This is a genomic window from Roseovarius sp. ZX-A-9 (assembly GCF_028369135.1).
Taxonomy (GTDB): domain Bacteria; phylum Pseudomonadota; class Alphaproteobacteria; order Rhodobacterales; family Rhodobacteraceae; genus Roseovarius.
The window spans coordinates 68,586-84,449 of record NZ_JAPWHW010000003.1 but is presented as its reverse complement, the minus strand read 5'-3'; the positions used below and the strand labels follow the sequence as shown (position 1 = coordinate 84,449).

Genomic DNA, 15,864 nt, shown 5'->3' with positions numbered 1-15,864 from the left:
TGATATGTTCCTGAAATGACCGATACACGCCATTCACGCCGCTTCTTCTGTCTCGCCAGCCTCGCCGCGCTTGGTGGTTGCGGGTTCACGCCGGTCTACGGACCGGGCGGGAGCGCTGCCGCGTTGCACGATGCTGTGCTGGTGGATGCGCCCACGACGCGCGATGCCTTCCTGCTGGTGCGCGAGATCGAACAGCGGCTGGGGCGCGGCAACCCGGCCGTTTATGGCCTGTCCTATGCGATCAAGGTCGATGAAGAGTCGATTGCCATTGATCTCAACGACGTGACGCAGCGCTACAATCTGCTGGGTGAGATCACATATGCCCTGCGCAATCTGGAGACCGGCGCGGTCGTGACCTCTGGCAAGGTCAGCAACTTTACCGGCTACTCCGCGTCTGGTTCCACCGTCGCAACGCAGGCGGCAGAACGCGACGCACGAGCACGGCTGATGTCGATCCTTGCGAACATGCTGATTACCCGGCTGGTTGCCGCGCCGGTCTCCGCGACATGAAGCTGGGCCCGCGCGAGGCCCCGGGTTATTTCGCGCGGCCGGAACCTGCGCGCACCGGGCTGTTGATCTACGGCAATGATGCGATGCGCGTGGCCTTGCGACGGCAGGAAGTGATCGCGGCGCTGATCGGACCAGAGGGCGAAACCGAGATGCGCCTTGCGCGAATGCCCGCCGCCGAACTGCGCAAAGATCCGGCACGGCTGATGGATGCGGTCAAGGCACAAGGTTTTTTTCCCGGCCCGCGCGTCGCTTTTGTCGAGGACGCGACCGAGGCACTGGCGCCGCCGATCCTTGCCGCGCTGGAGGACTGGCAGGCTGGCGATGCGCAGATCATCGTGACCGCCGGTGCGCTCAAACCCGCGTCGAAACTGCGCAAGGCGTTCGAGACCCACAGTAACGCCTATGCGGCGGCGATCTATGACGACCCTCCCTCACGTGGCGAGATAGAGGCGATGCTGGGCAAGGCGGGATTGAAAAATGTCGCGCCCGAGGCGATGGCCGATCTGGTCACGCTCTCGCGTGCGCTCGATCCCGGAGATTTCCGGCAGACGCTGGAGAAATTGTCGCTCTACAAGCTGGGTGATGATGCGGCCCTCAGCCCCGAGGATGTGGCCGTCTGCGCCCCGGCCTCGACCGAGGCGGACCTTGACGATGTGCTCAATATCGTGGCCGAAGCGCGCTCGGGAGAGATTGGTCCGATCATGAAACGCCTGCGCGCCCAAGGGGTACAGCCGGTCAGTCTGTGCATCACCGCGACGCGCCATTTCCGCACGCTTTACACGGCGGCCTCCGATCCGGGCGGGCCATCGCAGGGCATCGCGCGCATGCGTCCGCCGGTCTTTGGCCCGCGCCGTGATCGGATGATCCGCCAGGCCCAGCAATGGGGCGCGTCCCGGTTGGAATCAGCGTTGGTGCTGTTGACGGATACCGACCTGCACTTGCGTTCTGCGGGGCAATCCGCGCCGCAGATGGCGCTGGTAGAGCGCGCATTGATCCGCCTCGCCATGATGGGGGCTGCTAGGTGATCCGCATTCTGAGCATTCTGGCAGTGATCTCCGTGATTGCCACATCGGCCCAAGCAGATGGTCGTGCAGACGATCCGCGCGAATTGCAGCGGACCTACGCGGCGGCGCTGGTCTACGTGCCGGACGAGGTGCACGGTGCGCGGCGGATCGGTATCGGATCGCTGGAGGATTATCTGGCAAACCACCCGCACCCCCGCCTGGTGCTCTACATGCATGGCTGCACTGGCATCGTTGAAATCGCCCATGTTGCGGGGCGCATGTACGCGCAGGCCGGGTACATCTTTGTCGCGCCTGACAGTTTCGCGCGCGAGGACAAGCCGGTCAGTTGCCGCGCCGAAATCCCCGAGGGCGGGTTGCACCGGGCGGTTCTGGGCTGGCGGCAGGCCGAGGTGGATCATGCGATGGCGCAGCTTGGCGCCTTGCCCGGTTTCGACGGGACGGCGGTGGTTCTTGCGGGGCATAGCGAAGGCGCGACCACTACGGCGACCTATTCAGGCTACGATTTTGACGCACGCGTGATCGAAGGCTGGACCTGCAATGCCGGTTGGCCCGAATATATCGGGCTGAACGCGCCCGAGGCAGAGCCGGTGCTGTCATTGGTGGGCAAGCGCGATCCGTGGTTCCGCCTGCCCATCCTGCGCGGCGATTGCGGAGAGTTCATGGATGGCAACGACCGATCGGTGGTCTTTGACCGCGACGATCCGCTCTATAAACAGCATTGGCTGTCTAAAGAGCCGAATGTCCAGCAGATCATCCTCGATTTTCTCGACGAACATCTCTGACCAGGTTTAACGGCCATCCGGCGGGGCGAACATCGCGAAGACTTCCGCCCCGGTCATGGTCTTTGTGTGCTGGGAAAAGCTGTATCCATCCGGTTTCTCGTCGATGAAAATCTCTTCGGTCAATGCGATCCCGTTGGGGTTATCAAGCGTGCCAATACCAACGTGATAGGTACCTTGATGCGGACCCGGTGCCGTCACCCGGTAATAAAGCGAGCTGCCGCATTTGTTGCAAAACGCCCGTTCCGCCCAGTCGGATGATTTGAAGGTGGTGATCGCATCCGCGCCGGTGATCTGCAGGCCATCTGCAGGCGTCTGCAGGCCCATGAAAACACCGCCCGACCATTTGCGGCACATGTTGCAATGACAGGCGCCGGTGTGGGTGGGGTCAGTCGTAATGACATAGCTGACCGCGCCACAAAGGCAGGCTCCGATTCTGGACATGGCGTCGCTCCCTTTTATGCAGGTTGTTGACGCGGAACGTACCATAGGGGCAGTGACAGTTTCTGTCAGCAATGCGCGCCATTGCAATCGGTGTGACTCTGCGCCACTGCTTGAGGAGAAATTTCAGCCCGGAGCCTGCCCCATGTACGAAGTGATCGGAACCCGCGCCAGCCGCGCCCTGCGCGTCTTGTGGATGCTTGAAGAGATGGGTGTGCCCTACACCCACACCCCCTGTGGGCCGCGTAGCGACGCGGCGATGGCGGCCAACCCGTCAGGGAAAATTCCGGCGATGTGGGTGGACGGGACCGCCATCTTTGATTCCGTCGCGATCATGACCTTCCTCGGCGACAAGCACGCGATGTTCACCCATCCGGCGGGCACGGTGGCGCGCGCGCAGCAAGATGCGCTGACGTTGCAGATTCTTGATGATGTCGACGCGATACTCTGGGCCACCGCACGGCATACCTTCGTGCTGCCCGAGGAACATCGTATCGCAGCAATCAAGGAACCGATGAAATGGGAATATGGCCGCAATATCGCGCGGCTGTCGGACGCGATGCAGGGGCCCTTCCTGATGGGGGAGGACATGACGATTCCCGACATGCTTCTGGCCCATTGCCTGCGCTGGGCCGAGGTCGCGAAATTCCCCGAACCGGACGAGAAGCTGGCGGCGTTCAAGGCCCGGATGGAAGCGCGCGAGGCGTTTCAGCGCGCGGTCGCACTGCCCTGATCAGCGGCCCACTGCGCGGCGTGCTGTCCGGCCCACAGGCCGGTGGCCAGGCAGGCGGTGATCAGGTAGCCCCCCGTCGGCGCCTCCCAGTCCAGCATCTCGCCGGCGGCGAAGGTGCCGGGCCTGTTGCGCAGCATCAATGCCTGGTCCAGCGCGTCCCATCGCAGCCCGCCCGCGGTTGATATCGCCTGATCCAGCGGCATCGGCCCGTCATGCGCGATCGGCAGCGCCTTGATCAGCGGGGCCATGTCGTCGGGCAGGGGGCGCGCGAACTCCATCAGCAATGCCTGTTTCACCGGGGGCAGCTTCAGCGTCTTGCGCAGGTGGTTGCCAAGGCTGGCTTTGCCGCGTGGTCGGGCCAGCCGTTCGCGGATGGTCTCTTCGGTGAGGTCAGGCATCAGATCGACGGTCAGCGGCGCGCCGTCACGCAGTTGTCGCGACACTTCGTATATGCCGCCGCCTTCGATTCCGTGCCGGGTCAGAACGAACTCACCCCGCGACACCGCACCTCCCGCATGTAGGGCCACGCCCTTGACCGCGTGCCCCATATGGGCGGCCATGTGCGCCGACCAGTTGATGCGAAAGCCCATGTTCGCTGGCTGAAACGGGGCGGTCAGATCCGGCAGATTCGCGGCCCACGCACCGTCAGAGCCCAGCCGCGCCCAGCTGGCCCCGCCGCAGGCCAGCACCGTTACCGTCGGCGTCAGGCGCATAGGGCCGTCGGGTGTCTGCATCAGCACTTGGGCGCCGTCCCACCCCTCCCAGCGCCAGCGCCGCCGGAGTGTGACGCCCAAGGAGTCAAGCCGTGCCAGCCATGCGCGCAGGAGTGGCGATGCTTTCATGGTCGCGGGAAAAACCCGCCCCGTCGAGCCGGTAAAGAGCGGCTGGTCCAATCCGCTCGCCCAAGCCTGCACCTCTGTCGGGCCAAAGGCTCGCAGCATCGGCTCCAGGGTGCGCGCATCCGGCCCCAAGGCGGCCAGAAAGGTCTCGAGCGGCTCGGCCTTGGTCAGGTTCAACCCCGACTTGCCGGCCATCAGGAATTTGCGCGCTGGCGACGGTCTCGCCTCGGCAACTGTGACGCGCAGCCCGGCCTGCGCCAAGGCTTCGGCTGCCATCAGCCCCGCAGGGCCGGCCCCGATGACAAGCGCATCCATTATCCAGCCTCGACGGGTGCGGGCGGTAGCCCTTTGTGGTGCACGACACGCTGGGGGTAGGGGATTTCGATATCTGCTGCCTTGAGCGCGTTCCAGATCAGGAAGAGCACGTCAGAGGTGTACTTGTTCTTGCCGTCATCGAGGCCGTTGACCCAGAATTCGACAGCAAACTCCACGCCGCTATCGCCAAAGGCGCGCAGCTCGCAATCGGGCGGGTAGGGTTCGGACAGCACATCGGGATGCGTGGCCACGGCCTTTTCCACGATATCCGGAACGATGTTGATATCGACATCATAGCTGACCGAAAATGGTGCTTCGAACCGGTTCGCGCTGCCCTGATCGGAATAGTTGACGACGCGCGTGGTGATGAAATCCTCGTTCGGCACCACGATCCAGCGGCCATCAAAGGTCTCCAGGATCATCGCGCGCGCCGTTGTCTTGACGATGGTACCGGCCTCGCCGCCGTCCAGTTCGACATAATCGCCCACGGTCGCCTGGCCTTCGAGCAGCAGGATCACACCAGAGATGAAGTTTGCGGCAATCTTTTGCAGGCCGAACCCGAGGCCGACGCCGATGGCACCACCCAGCACGGCGAGGCTGGTCAGGCTGATCCCCATGACATTCATCAGGACCAGGAAAGCGGCACCGAAAATCGCGATCTCGGCGGCCTTGGCGGCCAGTTGCCTTGTGGCGGGGCGCATCTCCTGCTGGCTTTTGATGAACTCGTGGGACTGATCATTCGACCAGCGCCCGAGCCAGTATATCACGCCGCCCAGGATGATGCCCTGAATGAGCCACAAGAGGTCGAAGGACATGTTGCCCAGTGGCACGACTGTCGCCCGAAGCTGGGCCGTGAGGTCGTCCAGCAGCCCCACCGCATAGAGCGCCGCCACAGGAATGAGGACAAATTTCCCCAGAACGCGCAGGAACGGATCACGCAGGATGTCGCGCACCAGAATGCGCACAGCAAGGAACAGGAAGAGACGTTTGCCAAAGGCGATCACCGCGCCCGAACCAAAGAGCGAGCGGGTGACGCTTTCACCGATCCCGGTAAGGGCATAGGCCAGCAAGGGCAGGATCAGGGGTAAGAAGATCAGCATGAAACGCCGCGTGCGGGCGATGATATGCTGCGGTGCCTCTGGCGGGGTCAGTACGCGTTTCAGCAATGGGGTCAGTCTGCGACTGATCAGCAGCGCCAGCAGATAGGCGGCGATGAGCAGCGCGAATTGCGACCACGCGGCGGGGCTGAGCAGCCAGCCTTCGGCGATGTCCCACCCCTGCCGGGCATATCCGATTGCCTGATCCACGATCTCGGGCCGTTCGTCCATCGCCTATTCCCCAGCTATTCCGATATGTGTTCCCGTTCTCTTGCCCATTCTTGCCGAGAGGATCAAGAAATACGCGGCGTTCGATCCGCCCGGCCGTCTGCGGCGCGCCGGGATGCGGGCAAGGGCCAGCGCGCCGTTATGCCGCACCGGACTTGCCGAGCAGGCAACTGGTGCGGCAGCGCTTTTGTCAGCCGCCGCGTACGGTATCGATCATCAGTTGTACGTTATCGGGGTTCGCATCGGGAGTGATTCCATGCCCGAGATTGAAGATATGCGGCCCGCCGCGCAGGGCGTTGACGATCTGGCGGGTCTCCCGGACCAGAGCATCGCCGCCCGTGACCATGTGCGACGACGCGAGGTTACCCTGCACGCAGCCGTCAACCTGTACGTTTTCGGCCACCCAATCGGCGGTCACCGAGTTGTCGATGGCGACGCAATCGGCCCCGGTTTTCTTGGCGAATCCGATATATTTATCGCCAGCCTCGCGCGGGAAGGCGATGATCGGTGTGTCCGGGTGGCGCGCTTTCAGGGCGGTGATGACCTCTTTGGTGGGCGCGATGGCGTAGCGGTCGAAATCCGCGCCTTTCAGCGACCCGGCCCAGCTGTCAAAGAGCTTGACCACTTCGGCGCCGGCCTCGATCTGTGCGGAAAGATATTCGATCGTGGCCTTGGTCAGCCTGTCGATCAAGGCATCAAAGAGCGCCGGATTGGTGTTCTTGAGTGCGTGCGCCGGGCCCTGATCGGGGGTGCCGCGCCCGGCGACCATGTAAGTGGCCACGGTCCAGGGCGCGCCTGCGAAGCCGATCAGGGTCGTCTCGGGGGGCAGCGCTCCGGTGAGGTTGCGCAGGGTCTGATAAATCGGGCCGAGTGTTTCGTGGATGTCTGCCGCGTCGGCCAGACGGGCAAAATCGGCCTCGCTGTCAATGGTCGAAAGGCGCGGCCCTTCGCCGGTCACGAACCACAGGTCCGCGCCCAACGCCTGCGGGATCAGCAGGATATCGGCAAACATGATTGCCGCATCGAAGCCGAAGCGCCGAATGGGTTGCAGCGTGACCTCGGTCGCAAGGTCGCTGTTGTAGCACAGGGACAGGAAATCGCCGGCCTGCGCGCGTGTCGCGCGATACTCGGGCAGATACCGCCCCGCCTGGCGCATCATCCAGATCGGTGGTGTTTGCAATGTCTCGCCCGCGAGGGCGCGCAGGATCGTCTTGTCATTGGCCATATCCGGTCCTCCTGTGGGGTTCGTCCTCCCCCGGGCGCGTGATGTCAACCCTGATGCTTGCGCCGCCAGCGCGGGGGCACTAGACCGTCTGCATGACACTGCAATTGCCCACCCCTACGGCCCCGATGAGACTGGGCACCCGCGGCTCGCCCTTGGCGTTGGCGCAGGCCTATGAGACCCGTGCGCGTCTAGGTGCCGCCTTTGATCTGCCGGGCGAAGCGTTTGAAATCGTTGTGATCAAGACGACCGGCGACCGCATCATCGACCGGCCGCTGAAGGAGATCGGTGGCAAGGGGTTGTTCACCAAGGAGATCGAACAGGCATTGCTGGATGGCAGTATCGATCTGGCGGTGCATTCGATGAAGGATATGCCGGTATTGCAGCCCGAAGGGCTGTTGCTGGACACCTACCTGCCACGAGAGGACGTGCGCGACGCATTTGTCGCACCCCACGCGGAGGGGCTGGGGGATCTGCCGGCTGGCGCAAAGGTCGGCACCTCGTCGCTGCGCCGTCGGGCGCAGGTACTGGTGAACTATCCGCATCTTGAAGTGGTTGATTTCCGCGGCAATGTGCAGACTCGCCTGAAAAAGCTAAATGACGGCGTTGCCGCCTGCACATTTCTGGCTGTTGCCGGGCTTAACCGGCTGGGGCGTTCGGAGGTGATCACGGCGGCAATAGCACCCGAGATCATGTTGCCTGCCATTGCCCAAGGCGCCATCGGTATCGAGCGGCGCGCCAATGACATTCGCGCCGCCGAGATGCTGGAAGCGATCCATGACACGCCCACCGGCCAGCGCTTGGTGGCCGAACGCGCCTTCTTGGCTGAACTCGACGGCTCGTGCGAAACCCCGATTGCCGGTCTGGCCGATCTTGACGGCGGCACGCTGCGACTGCGCGGTGAAGTGCTGCGCCCGGACGGATCAGAGGCCCTGAAAGATGACCGCACCGCCCCGATCGAGGATGGCGCGGAACTGGGGCGTGCCATGGCGCGCGATCTGCTGGAGCGCGCGGGGCCGGGGTTCTTTGACTGGCGCAGTTAGCGTCTGTGTTGCCGTGTATTCCAAGTATCTTGAAGACATTGAACAGGTGTGGTCGGTGCTGGACCACGCCGCGAGCTTCGGGTAGGCGGGCAGGATGAGTGACGCCTATTCCCCTCCCGACGTACCGCTGAGCGTGCTGCATGCCGATCACGAGATCGTTGTGCTGGACAAGCCTGCGGGGCTTTTGTCGGTGCCGGGCAAGGGGCCGGAGCTGGCCGACTGCCTGCTTTCCCGTGTGCAGGACGCGTTTCCTACGGCACTTCTGGTGCACCGGCTGGACCGCGACACGTCAGGCGCAATGATCTTTGGCCTGACGCCCTATGCGCAGCGGCATCTAGGGCTGCAGTTCGAAAAGCGATATGTGCGCAAGTTCTATGTGGCGCGTGTGGCGGGGCGGCTGGAGCCGAAAACGGGCACGGTCGATCTGCCGTTGATCGTCGACTGGCCCAACAGGCCGCGCCAGATGGTCTGTCACGAGACCGGGCGCGCGGCGCATACCGATTGGCGCGTGCTGCGGGCAAACGATACCGAGACACGGGTGAGGCTGATGCCCAAGACAGGGCGCAGCCACCAGTTGCGCGTGCATATGTTGGCGCTGGGGCACCCCATTTTGGGTGATCCGCTCTACGCTTCAGGTCCGGCGGGTGATTATCCGCGCCTGATGCTGCACTCCGAGGAGTTGCGGCTGAAGCACCCCGATGGCGGGCGCGGCCTCAGCTTTCGCGCCAAGGCACCGTTCTGAGCGATCAGCGCGAGCGGTCGGTCAGGTTGAGGCGGGCCGCGATGATCGGGCGCAGCGCTGTCGCCAGATCCGGGTCGGCGTCCATCAGCAATTGCAATTCATCAAGACGGTTGGCGGCGACCAGATGCAACGCGTCCTCTCGCACGCGACCATCCGGGCCTCGCGGCAAGGCGATCACCGGCTGGATCAGTTCGGGGCGGGGTGTGGGCGCGAGTGCTGCGAGCGCAGCGGCATCCAGCGGCGTTTCGACAAAGGCATACAGCCCGACGCCTTTGGCGGGCAGGGCGTAGGTGGCCAGCGCCACATCAGTGATCCGGGGATGCTCCATCAGGGCGGTGCGCAGCGCAGGGCCGTCGCGCGAAATGCGGTCCTCGGTACCTTCGCCGTCGGACCAGTTCATCAGGCGGCGGGTGATGAAATTATAGGCTGGCTTGGCCGTGGCCATCCAGATGCGCGCGGGCAGCGCCTTTCGCGCCAGCATCGCGTGTTCGGCCGGGGTCAGCAGGTCAGGCGCATAGGCGCGTTTCTGTTTCAGCAAGTGGCGCAGATCCTCGCGTGCCATCACGCGAAAGAGCCGGCCGCGCCGCCGATGCACCGTTGCCAGTTGAAAGTCGATGACCGCCGCGCGTCCTTCGGGCGTCATCAACCAGTTCTGCGGCTTGGCGATATCGTTATGGGTGACGCCCGCGCGGCGCATCTCGCGCAACAGGCGCTTGGCGTCGCGGTACCATTCGGCGCTGGCCGGTTTGGCAAGATGCAACGGCGTGCCACGTGTCCAACTGCGCAACAGGCCCGTGCGATCTACCCGGATCAGCAGCGGCGTGCCTTCAATGCCCTGCACCGCCCGCAAACCTTTGATCTCGCGGCGTGCCAGCGCCCAGGCCAAGGCGCGCGCATAGAAGGGCACCCCGTCCAGTCTGCGCAGGACAACCGGAAAATCCGGCACGCCTATCAAGTGCCCCGAAATGGTCTCGGAAAAGATGTCGCGCTTGTGCACGGTCTCGCCTTCAAAGGGCGCATCGGCGATATCCGGGGGCAATGTCATGTGCTTTTCTTAGAGCGTTTCGCCTGCGGCGGAAAGCGTGTGGTCACAACCGCAGCCAGTCCTGCGGGCAGAGGTCGGGATTGCTCAGCTTATCCTTGGCGAACCAGTCTTTGGGCGCGATGACCGTCTTGGTCGGGTGCGGGTTCAGCCATGCGGCCCACCACGAAAACGTGGAATTGGCGATGATGTTGTGCGTACAGCGCGCCATCAGTGCCATATCGAAATGACCTGTCGTCTCGTCATTGATATCGACGATCACCGTTTCCTGACCCAGTGCCAGATTGTCACGCGCCCAGCTCGGATCGTTGGAAAAGACGAAACAGGTCAGCGGGGCATCTGCTGTCTCGGCGATATGCCGGACGGCGCGGCGGTAATAGTCGGGCGGGCAGGCTGCATAGCTGTCACCGGCCACATAGTCACCCCGGCGCACATGCAGCGCAACCGGCAGAGGGGCGGCGGCGATCTGCGTGGCCATGTCGGCATTTTCCGCATCAAAGGAGGTGGTAAAACGCAGGTCGTCGCGCAACTGCGCTGCGATGGGGGCGAAATAGCGCGCCGACTGCCAATAACCGTGCAGATAGGTGCCGGGCATCAAGTCAAAGAACGCGGGATCGAACCCGAGGCCCCGTTCGCGGTGAAACCGGGGCGCGCGGCCAAGGGCGCGCCAGAGCGCGTAGCGCAGTGCACCGTCCGCTTTGGCGGGTGGCAGGCGCACATCGCGGGTGAACCGCGCATGGCCGAAATGGGCAAAACAATCACCCCGATCGCGGCTGCCCGACACGTAGCGCGAATCCAGCGCCAGATCGCACCCCAGATGATCCGCCAGCGCCCGCCCCGCAGCATATTGAAAAAGCTGGTTGCCCGCCCCGCCGAACAGCCGGGTGGTGATCAATCGCGACGGGTCGCGGTCAGTCATCACTTGGCTCCGGGGGCAGAGCCTGACGCGAGATGCGGCGTACGGCAGCGCGGTAGCGTGAACGCTTGACCTCGCGGGTGGCCCTTTCCCACAGCGATTTTTTGCTGCTCTGGATTGTTGAGCCATCAAGCTGGTCAGCAATCTCCAGCACGCCGGACGGGGTGATCATCGCCGGGTGCAGGCCGGTGTACCAAGAGCTCTGGACGTAGGTATCGACGGGCCGGTCGAACGGGTCCGAGCGTGCCAGCAGCCGTGCCGCTGCCTGTTTGCTGACGACTTGTGCGGTGGTCCGCAGCCCGGCCATTTCGGGCAGCACCAATGCGCAGGGGCCGTTCTTGTCAATCAGGCGGCTGGGGCTGCGGGGCGGGCGGGTCTGCAACTGGATATAGCCCAGAGCTTGCACGTGCTCGTTGGCCAGGGCCATCGCCTGCTCAAAGAGGGGGGCGTCCAGTCCCGCGTCATCCTCGATGATCAGGGCCGCATCCTCGCTGCGGTCCTGCATGTCGGCCCAGATTTGCCGGTGGCTGAGAAAACAGCCGATTTCGCCGGTGCGCAGGGCAAAGGGGTAGGGGGGCTCGAATAGATCCGCGCCATAGCTTTTGGCCAGATCGCCGGACGACATTGCTGCTCCGTCGACGGCGGGCCAGATAGTTCCGGCCACGCCGCAGTTTCTCAGCAGATCGCGCGCATTCTGTCGCCGCTTTTCAGCGCGGAGCAGATGCAGGACATAGGCGCGCATCGCCATACGGGGCCTCTCAGGTCCAGCCCGAGATCGATTTCACCTCGGTGAAGTCCTCGATGCCCCAGGTTCCGCCCTCGCGACCATTGCCGGACTGCTTCATCCCGCCAAATGGCGCGCCGGCGCCCCGGCTCTTGCCGTTGATCTCGACCATTCCGGCACGCAGTGCGCGTGCTAGGCGGTTGGCGCGGGCCGGATCCTGGGTCTGGGCATAGTTGGTCAGACCGTAAGGCGTGTCATTGGCGATCTCGATCCCTTCCTCTTCGGTGTCAAAGGGGATGATCGACAACACGGGGCCAAAGATTTCCTCGCGCGCGATGGTCATCTGGTTGTTCACATCCGCAAAGACCGTCGGTTTGACGTAGAAACCGCGGTTCAAGCCATCGGGCCGGCCCGTGCCGCCTGCAACCAGACGGGCGCCTTCGTCGATGCCCTTCTGGATGAGATCCTGGATCTTGTTGAACTGCACCTCGTTTACCACGGGGCCGATATGGCGGCCCGATTCGTTGGCTGGGCCAACCTTGACGCTGGAGGCGACCTCTGCCGCTGTCGCGACGGCCTGGTCATAGATTTCACGCTGGACCAACATGCGGGTCGGCGCGTTGCAGGACTGGCCCGAGTTGTTCATGCAATGCAGCACGCCGCGCTTCACGGCCTTGTCGTCGGCATCGGCGAAAATCAGGTTCGCGCCCTTGCCACCCAGTTCCAGGCTGACGCGCTTGAGCGTGTCGGCGGCGGCCTTCGAGATCAGCTTGCCTGCGCGCGACGAGCCGGTAAAGCTGACCATGTCCACATCTTCGTGCACCGTGAGTTGGCTGCCGACGCCCACGCCATCGCCGTTCACCAGGTTGAAGACACCGGCGGGAATGCCGGCCTCGTCCACGATTTCGGCAAAGACCATCGCGGAAAGAGGCGATTCCTCGGACGGTTTCAGCACCATCGTGCAGCCCGCCACCAGCGCCGCGATCACCTTGAGCGTGACCTGGTTCATCGGCCAGTTCCACGGTGTGATCAGCGCGGTCACGCCGATCGGTTCATGTGCGATCATGCTGCCGGGTGTGTTGGGGTCCATCGGGTGGATGAATTCGAATTTCTTGGCGATGTCGATGAAGGTGCCGATGTGGTAGGCGCCTGCACCGGCCTGTTGTTCGCGAGCCATGTCGATGGGTGCGCCCATCTCCAGGCTGATCGCCTGCGCTACGTCCTCGGTGCGTCTGTTGTAGATTTCCAGAATCTTTTCCACATAAGCGATCCGGGTCGCCGGATCGGTCGCGGCCCAGGCCGGAAACGCTGCCTTGGCGGCGGCAACGGCAGCATCGGTATCGGCCTGCCCGCCAAGGGTGATGATCGCGCAGGACTCTTCGTTGGTGGGGTTGATGACGTTGTGATCATTCTTGATGGCCGGATCTGTCCAGGCACCACCAATGTAGAATTGACGTTTTTCGATCATGTCTTGCTCCAAGTGAAAAATGGATGATGGGCCGCCTGACGGTGGCTGGGCGGCTTTGCTGGGGCCACTTTGTCACCCGTCGCGGGCAGGGGCAAGTGACGGGGACGTGCAATTTTGCCAGAGGCTGCTTATCTTTCGGGCTGAGTCGAAATCAACAACCAAGGAGTAGCGTCATGGGCCTGCGTATCAACGATATTGTCCCGGATTTCAAAGCCGACACCGATCAAGGTGAAATCAGCTTTCACGATTGGATCGGTGATAGCTGGGCGATCCTGTTTTCCCACCCCAAGGATTTCACTCCGGTCTGCACCACCGAATTCAGTGCCGTCGCCAAATTGTCGGCTGAATGGGAAAAGCGCGGCACCAAGGTGATCGGTGTTTCGGTTGACGGGGTTGAAGATCACAAGAAATGGAAAGGCGACATTGAGAAGGTCGCTGGCTCCAAGGCCGGTTTTCCGATCATCGCCGATGAAGGGCTGGCCGTGTCCAAGGCATTCGACATGCTGCCTGCCGAAGCCTATTTGCCCGATGGCCGCACGCCGAATGACAGCGCGACCGTCCGCAGCGTCTTTATCATCGGTCCGGACAAGCAACTGAAACTGTCGATGACCTACCCGATGAATGTTGGCCGCAACTTCAGCGAAGTGCTGCGCGCGCTTGACGGGTTGCAGACCGCCGCCAAGGCGGGCGTCGCCACGCCTGCTGACTGGCAGGTGGGTGAGGATGTCATCATCCCGCCAGCGGTCAGCGATGCGGATGCAAAGAAAAAGTTCGGCGACTTCGAAACAGTGCTGCCTTATCTGCGCAAGACCAAGCTGCCTTCCTGATCGGCCAGCCTTGTTGCACTGAAGAGGATCGGCCCGGTCGGCAGCTCGCCGGCCGGGCCATTTTGCAATAAGTATCAGATTTGAAACGCATTCTAGGAATTCGGAATTTGCGCGAAGGTGCAGTGGGCGCTAGGATGCATTGTATCAGGCTAGGATGGCCGGGACCTAAGTCGACAGTTTACACGTGTGGTGCGTAGGGAGCACGTGGGGTGACGGAGGGTTTCGGCTTGGGCCTGACCCTCCGTCTTTTTCCATGCTATTGTCCTGCATCGCGCCGCGTTGCACCGGGTGTTCAGAACGCCGTCAGTACCGCACCGATGATCGCGCTTCCAAAGGTGGCGTAGCCGCCGTCGATCAAAGTCAGTTTTCTCGACCGCCCCGCGAACCCGTAGCAGACCAGCAGCCAGGGCGCGGCCAGAAAGAGGCCGATCCCGAGGCCTGACACAAGGCCCTTGCCGATTGTATCGATGCCACTGAGGGCAAAGACATGGCGCATCATGCCCGCCACCAGCAGCATCGCGATGAATCCCATGACATAGGGCATTGGATCAGAGCTGTTGGCGGGCCTTCCATCGGCGCCTACCAAGACGCCCGAGGCTTCCATCCATTGCCTGGCCAAGGCCGAATACCAGATCGCGCCAAAGCCGAAACCCGCCACCGCCGCGACGATCACATTGAGAAGTCCCATTTGCAGCCCTCCAGTTTCTGTTTCATGATCCGAGTTTGCGTGCAAAGCCGGGGTCGGTCCAGTTTTAGTAGAGGGACGAAAGAAGGCTTCGCGATTGTTTCCAATCCTTTGCACTTCGTGGTGGAGCCTTACATACTTGATGTCTGCTACGCGGATAAAGCTGCCGTCCAAGCCAAAGAACAGAGCGTCGGCAATCAACTTCGCCACTATCGCATGGGGGAAAAACCTCGAACCGTCCCGATAATGCGTTCCAAGAAATTGGGGTATTACCCTAGATTGTTGATTGCACAACTCGGCATCGTTTGAGCCCTAGCTTGCTACCGATCCCTTGGGCGTCTAGCGCCATTTTTAATTGATTGCTGAAAAAGATCTGTTGAGGAACAGCCGGGTCACGCCAAATGTCTGGCCCGTCCAGCGCGTTTTCCGTTACTGCAAAAGCGTTGTCGGGCGCGTCTTCGACAAACATCCCCCATTGCGGGCAGATTCTGGACATTTTCCGGATCCAACTCTGATCGCAACCAATTGCCGAGAACGCTTCTTTGCGGTTCTGTTGCGTTAGGATGAAAAACGCCTTCGAAAGTGGCTTTTTCTCGCGACCACGATAGATAGCTTCGAGCTCAACTAGGCTGTCTTTTCCAAGGTCGAAGCGACGTAATACTTCAACCACGTCTTCCGAGACGAATAAAAAAGCACAGATCATGATGTCTGTGGAAGCTCGTTTTCCACGAAGAATGAAAGACTTGGGCATTTCGGTTGAATCAATCGACTCACCCCGCTCATAACGTTTTATGACCTCCAGGGTAATTTGCAGATCCTGCATTGCATCAAGCCGCCTGCCTAGACCGGATGCGTTGTAATTACATACCCAAACTGCGTCCCGCGACGCTTCGTAGGTCTTGTGAGGGTGGCTCTGTTCGCGGCAAGACTGGTTGTCCCCCACAGGTTCTGCATCTTTCGTCTTACCGGAGAGGTAGAACGTTGGGATCAAAATCGCTGAACAGCCAAGCGAGAGCACGAGCCAGATTGCCGTCACAGAATGCATCCAACGGAAACGTGAAAGGAGCGGCAAGTCCAGTGGCTGAACGATCAGCAAGGCGAACAAGAAGAACAGACTCAAAAAGAACGAAACTATCCCAACGAAACCAAGAAAAGACCTGACATTTGATTTGGTCTGCATTCATTGATGTCCACATTCGTTCCAATTTAAGCCAGCTTTAGTGGACCA

17 protein-coding genes are annotated in these 15,864 nt (G+C 62.1%); 7 read left to right on the top strand and 10 right to left on the bottom strand.

Features of this window, described 5'->3' with window-relative positions:
• The first annotated feature begins 15 nt into the window (after positions 1-15).
• From lptE to O3306_RS04135, 3 genes are read left to right on the top strand one after another with little or no spacing between them, the layout of a single operon-like run.
• Positions 16-510 carry an LPS assembly lipoprotein LptE gene (lptE, locus tag O3306_RS04145; RefSeq protein WP_272003704.1) on the top strand — a complete coding sequence of 165 codons (495 nt, stop codon included), beginning with the start codon at positions 16-18 and terminating at the stop codon, positions 508-510.
• Positions 507-1,535, top strand: coding sequence for a DNA polymerase III subunit delta (gene holA / locus O3306_RS04140; protein WP_272003701.1), 1,029 nt, complete (start codon positions 507-509; stop codon positions 1,533-1,535). Before lptE ends, holA begins: the two co-directional genes overlap by 4 nt.
• Complete coding sequence (locus tag O3306_RS04135) at positions 1,532-2,317, top strand: hypothetical protein (RefSeq protein WP_272003697.1); 786 nt, start codon at positions 1,532-1,534, stop codon at positions 2,315-2,317. The genes holA and O3306_RS04135 overlap by 4 nt, the downstream gene beginning before the upstream one ends.
• 6 nt (positions 2,318-2,323) lie before the next feature.
• On the opposite strand, the gene O3306_RS04130 is transcribed toward O3306_RS04135, so the two are convergent.
• Positions 2,324-2,758 (bottom strand): GFA family protein, encoded by a 435-nt coding sequence (locus O3306_RS04130; RefSeq protein ID WP_272003695.1) that lies wholly within the window; start codon positions 2,756-2,758, stop codon positions 2,324-2,326.
• Positions 2,759-2,900: 142 nt separating this feature from the next.
• Here O3306_RS04130 and O3306_RS04125 point away from each other — a divergent pair, with 142 nt between their 5' ends.
• Positions 2,901-3,488: a glutathione S-transferase family protein gene (locus O3306_RS04125; RefSeq protein WP_272003692.1), complete on the top strand. Its 588-nt coding sequence runs from the start codon at positions 2,901-2,903 to the stop codon at positions 3,486-3,488.
• On the opposite strand, the gene O3306_RS04120 is transcribed toward O3306_RS04125, so the two are convergent.
• The 3 genes from O3306_RS04120 to hemE form a co-directional block, all read right to left on the bottom strand.
• Positions 3,464-4,645: a TIGR03862 family flavoprotein gene (locus O3306_RS04120; protein WP_272004160.1), complete on the bottom strand. Its 1,182-nt coding sequence runs from the start codon at positions 4,643-4,645 to the stop codon at positions 3,464-3,466. The two genes, O3306_RS04125 and O3306_RS04120, sit on opposite strands and share 25 nt — an antisense overlap.
• Positions 4,642-5,970 (bottom strand): mechanosensitive ion channel family protein, encoded by a 1,329-nt coding sequence (locus O3306_RS04115; protein ID WP_272003690.1) that lies wholly within the window; start codon positions 5,968-5,970, stop codon positions 4,642-4,644. The genes O3306_RS04120 and O3306_RS04115 overlap by 4 nt, the downstream gene beginning before the upstream one ends.
• Before the next feature lie 187 nt (positions 5,971-6,157).
• Positions 6,158-7,192: a uroporphyrinogen decarboxylase gene (gene hemE, locus O3306_RS04110; protein ID WP_272003687.1), complete on the bottom strand. Its 1,035-nt coding sequence runs from the start codon at positions 7,190-7,192 to the stop codon at positions 6,158-6,160.
• Between the two features lie 92 nt (positions 7,193-7,284).
• On the opposite strand from hemE, the gene hemC reads away from it, so the two are divergent.
• Both hemC and O3306_RS04100 read left to right on the top strand, forming a co-directional pair.
• Positions 7,285-8,232: a hydroxymethylbilane synthase gene (gene hemC / locus O3306_RS04105; RefSeq protein WP_272003685.1), complete on the top strand. Its 948-nt coding sequence runs from the start codon at positions 7,285-7,287 to the stop codon at positions 8,230-8,232.
• A 94-nt stretch (positions 8,233-8,326) separates the two neighbouring features.
• The gene (locus O3306_RS04100) at positions 8,327-8,974 is read left to right on the top strand and encodes a pseudouridine synthase (RefSeq protein ID WP_272003683.1); all 648 of its coding nucleotides are present in this window, start codon (positions 8,327-8,329) and stop codon (positions 8,972-8,974) included.
• Positions 8,975-8,978: 4 nt separating this feature from the next.
• On the opposite strand, the gene O3306_RS04095 is transcribed toward O3306_RS04100, so the two are convergent.
• Genes O3306_RS04095 through O3306_RS04080 form a run of 4 tightly spaced genes read right to left on the bottom strand, consistent with a single transcriptional unit; the run spans position 8,979 to position 13,124 of the window.
• The gene (locus O3306_RS04095; protein ID WP_272003680.1) at positions 8,979-10,019 is read right to left on the bottom strand and encodes a serine/threonine protein kinase; all 1,041 of its coding nucleotides are present in this window, start codon (positions 10,017-10,019) and stop codon (positions 8,979-8,981) included.
• A gap of 43 nt (positions 10,020-10,062) precedes the next feature.
• Positions 10,063-10,935, bottom strand: a complete 873-nt coding sequence (locus O3306_RS04090) for an alpha-1,2-fucosyltransferase (protein WP_272003676.1) — start codon at positions 10,933-10,935, stop codon at positions 10,063-10,065.
• Positions 10,928-11,680, bottom strand: a complete 753-nt coding sequence (locus O3306_RS04085; RefSeq protein WP_272003673.1) for a glycosyltransferase family 25 protein — start codon at positions 11,678-11,680, stop codon at positions 10,928-10,930. The genes O3306_RS04090 and O3306_RS04085 overlap by 8 nt, the downstream gene beginning before the upstream one ends.
• 10 nt (positions 11,681-11,690) lie before the next feature.
• On the bottom strand, positions 11,691-13,124 hold the full coding sequence (locus O3306_RS04080) for an aldehyde dehydrogenase family protein (protein WP_272003670.1): 1,434 nt from the start codon (positions 13,122-13,124) through the stop codon (positions 11,691-11,693).
• 173 nt (positions 13,125-13,297) lie between these two features.
• Between O3306_RS04080 and O3306_RS04075 the strand changes: the two genes are divergently transcribed.
• Positions 13,298-13,951, top strand: coding sequence for a peroxiredoxin (locus tag O3306_RS04075; RefSeq protein ID WP_272003667.1), 654 nt, complete (start codon positions 13,298-13,300; stop codon positions 13,949-13,951).
• Between the two features lie 292 nt (positions 13,952-14,243).
• Here the strand turns inward: O3306_RS04075 and O3306_RS04070 are convergent, their stop codons facing one another.
• A complete protein-coding gene (locus tag O3306_RS04070) occupies positions 14,244-14,639 on the bottom strand; it encodes a DUF1761 domain-containing protein (RefSeq protein WP_272003664.1) in 396 nt (131 codons plus the stop codon).
• Between the two features lie 271 nt (positions 14,640-14,910).
• The gene (locus O3306_RS04065) at positions 14,911-15,816 is read right to left on the bottom strand and encodes a hypothetical protein (protein WP_272003663.1); all 906 of its coding nucleotides are present in this window, start codon (positions 15,814-15,816) and stop codon (positions 14,911-14,913) included.
• Positions 15,817-15,864: the final 48 nt, after the last annotated feature.

Coding starts and splice junctions, on each gene's coding strand:
- hemC (WP_272003685.1), top strand. CDS start 7,285: ATGACACTGCAATTGCCCACCCCTACGGCCCCGATGAGACTGGGCACC.
- O3306_RS04125 (WP_272003692.1), top strand. CDS start 2,901: ATGTACGAAGTGATCGGAACCCGCGCCAGCCGCGCCCTGCGCGTCTTG.
- O3306_RS04100 (WP_272003683.1), top strand. CDS start 8,327: ATGAGTGACGCCTATTCCCCTCCCGACGTACCGCTGAGCGTGCTGCAT.
- O3306_RS04095 (WP_272003680.1), bottom strand. CDS start 10,019: ATGACATTGCCCCCGGATATCGCCGATGCGCCCTTTGAAGGCGAGACC.
- lptE (WP_272003704.1), top strand. CDS start 16: ATGACCGATACACGCCATTCACGCCGCTTCTTCTGTCTCGCCAGCCTC.
- O3306_RS04090 (WP_272003676.1), bottom strand. CDS start 10,935: ATGACTGACCGCGACCCGTCGCGATTGATCACCACCCGGCTGTTCGGC.
- O3306_RS04080 (WP_272003670.1), bottom strand. CDS start 13,124: ATGATCGAAAAACGTCAATTCTACATTGGTGGTGCCTGGACAGATCCG.
- O3306_RS04085 (WP_272003673.1), bottom strand. CDS start 11,680: ATGGCGATGCGCGCCTATGTCCTGCATCTGCTCCGCGCTGAAAAGCGG.
- O3306_RS04070 (WP_272003664.1), bottom strand. CDS start 14,639: ATGGGACTTCTCAATGTGATCGTCGCGGCGGTGGCGGGTTTCGGCTTT.
- O3306_RS04130 (WP_272003695.1), bottom strand. CDS start 2,758: ATGTCCAGAATCGGAGCCTGCCTTTGTGGCGCGGTCAGCTATGTCATT.
- hemE (WP_272003687.1), bottom strand. CDS start 7,192: ATGGCCAATGACAAGACGATCCTGCGCGCCCTCGCGGGCGAGACATTG.
- O3306_RS04115 (WP_272003690.1), bottom strand. CDS start 5,970: ATGGACGAACGGCCCGAGATCGTGGATCAGGCAATCGGATATGCCCGG.
- O3306_RS04065 (WP_272003663.1), bottom strand. CDS start 15,816: ATGCAGACCAAATCAAATGTCAGGTCTTTTCTTGGTTTCGTTGGGATA.
- O3306_RS04075 (WP_272003667.1), top strand. CDS start 13,298: ATGGGCCTGCGTATCAACGATATTGTCCCGGATTTCAAAGCCGACACC.
- holA (WP_272003701.1), top strand. CDS start 507: ATGAAGCTGGGCCCGCGCGAGGCCCCGGGTTATTTCGCGCGGCCGGAA.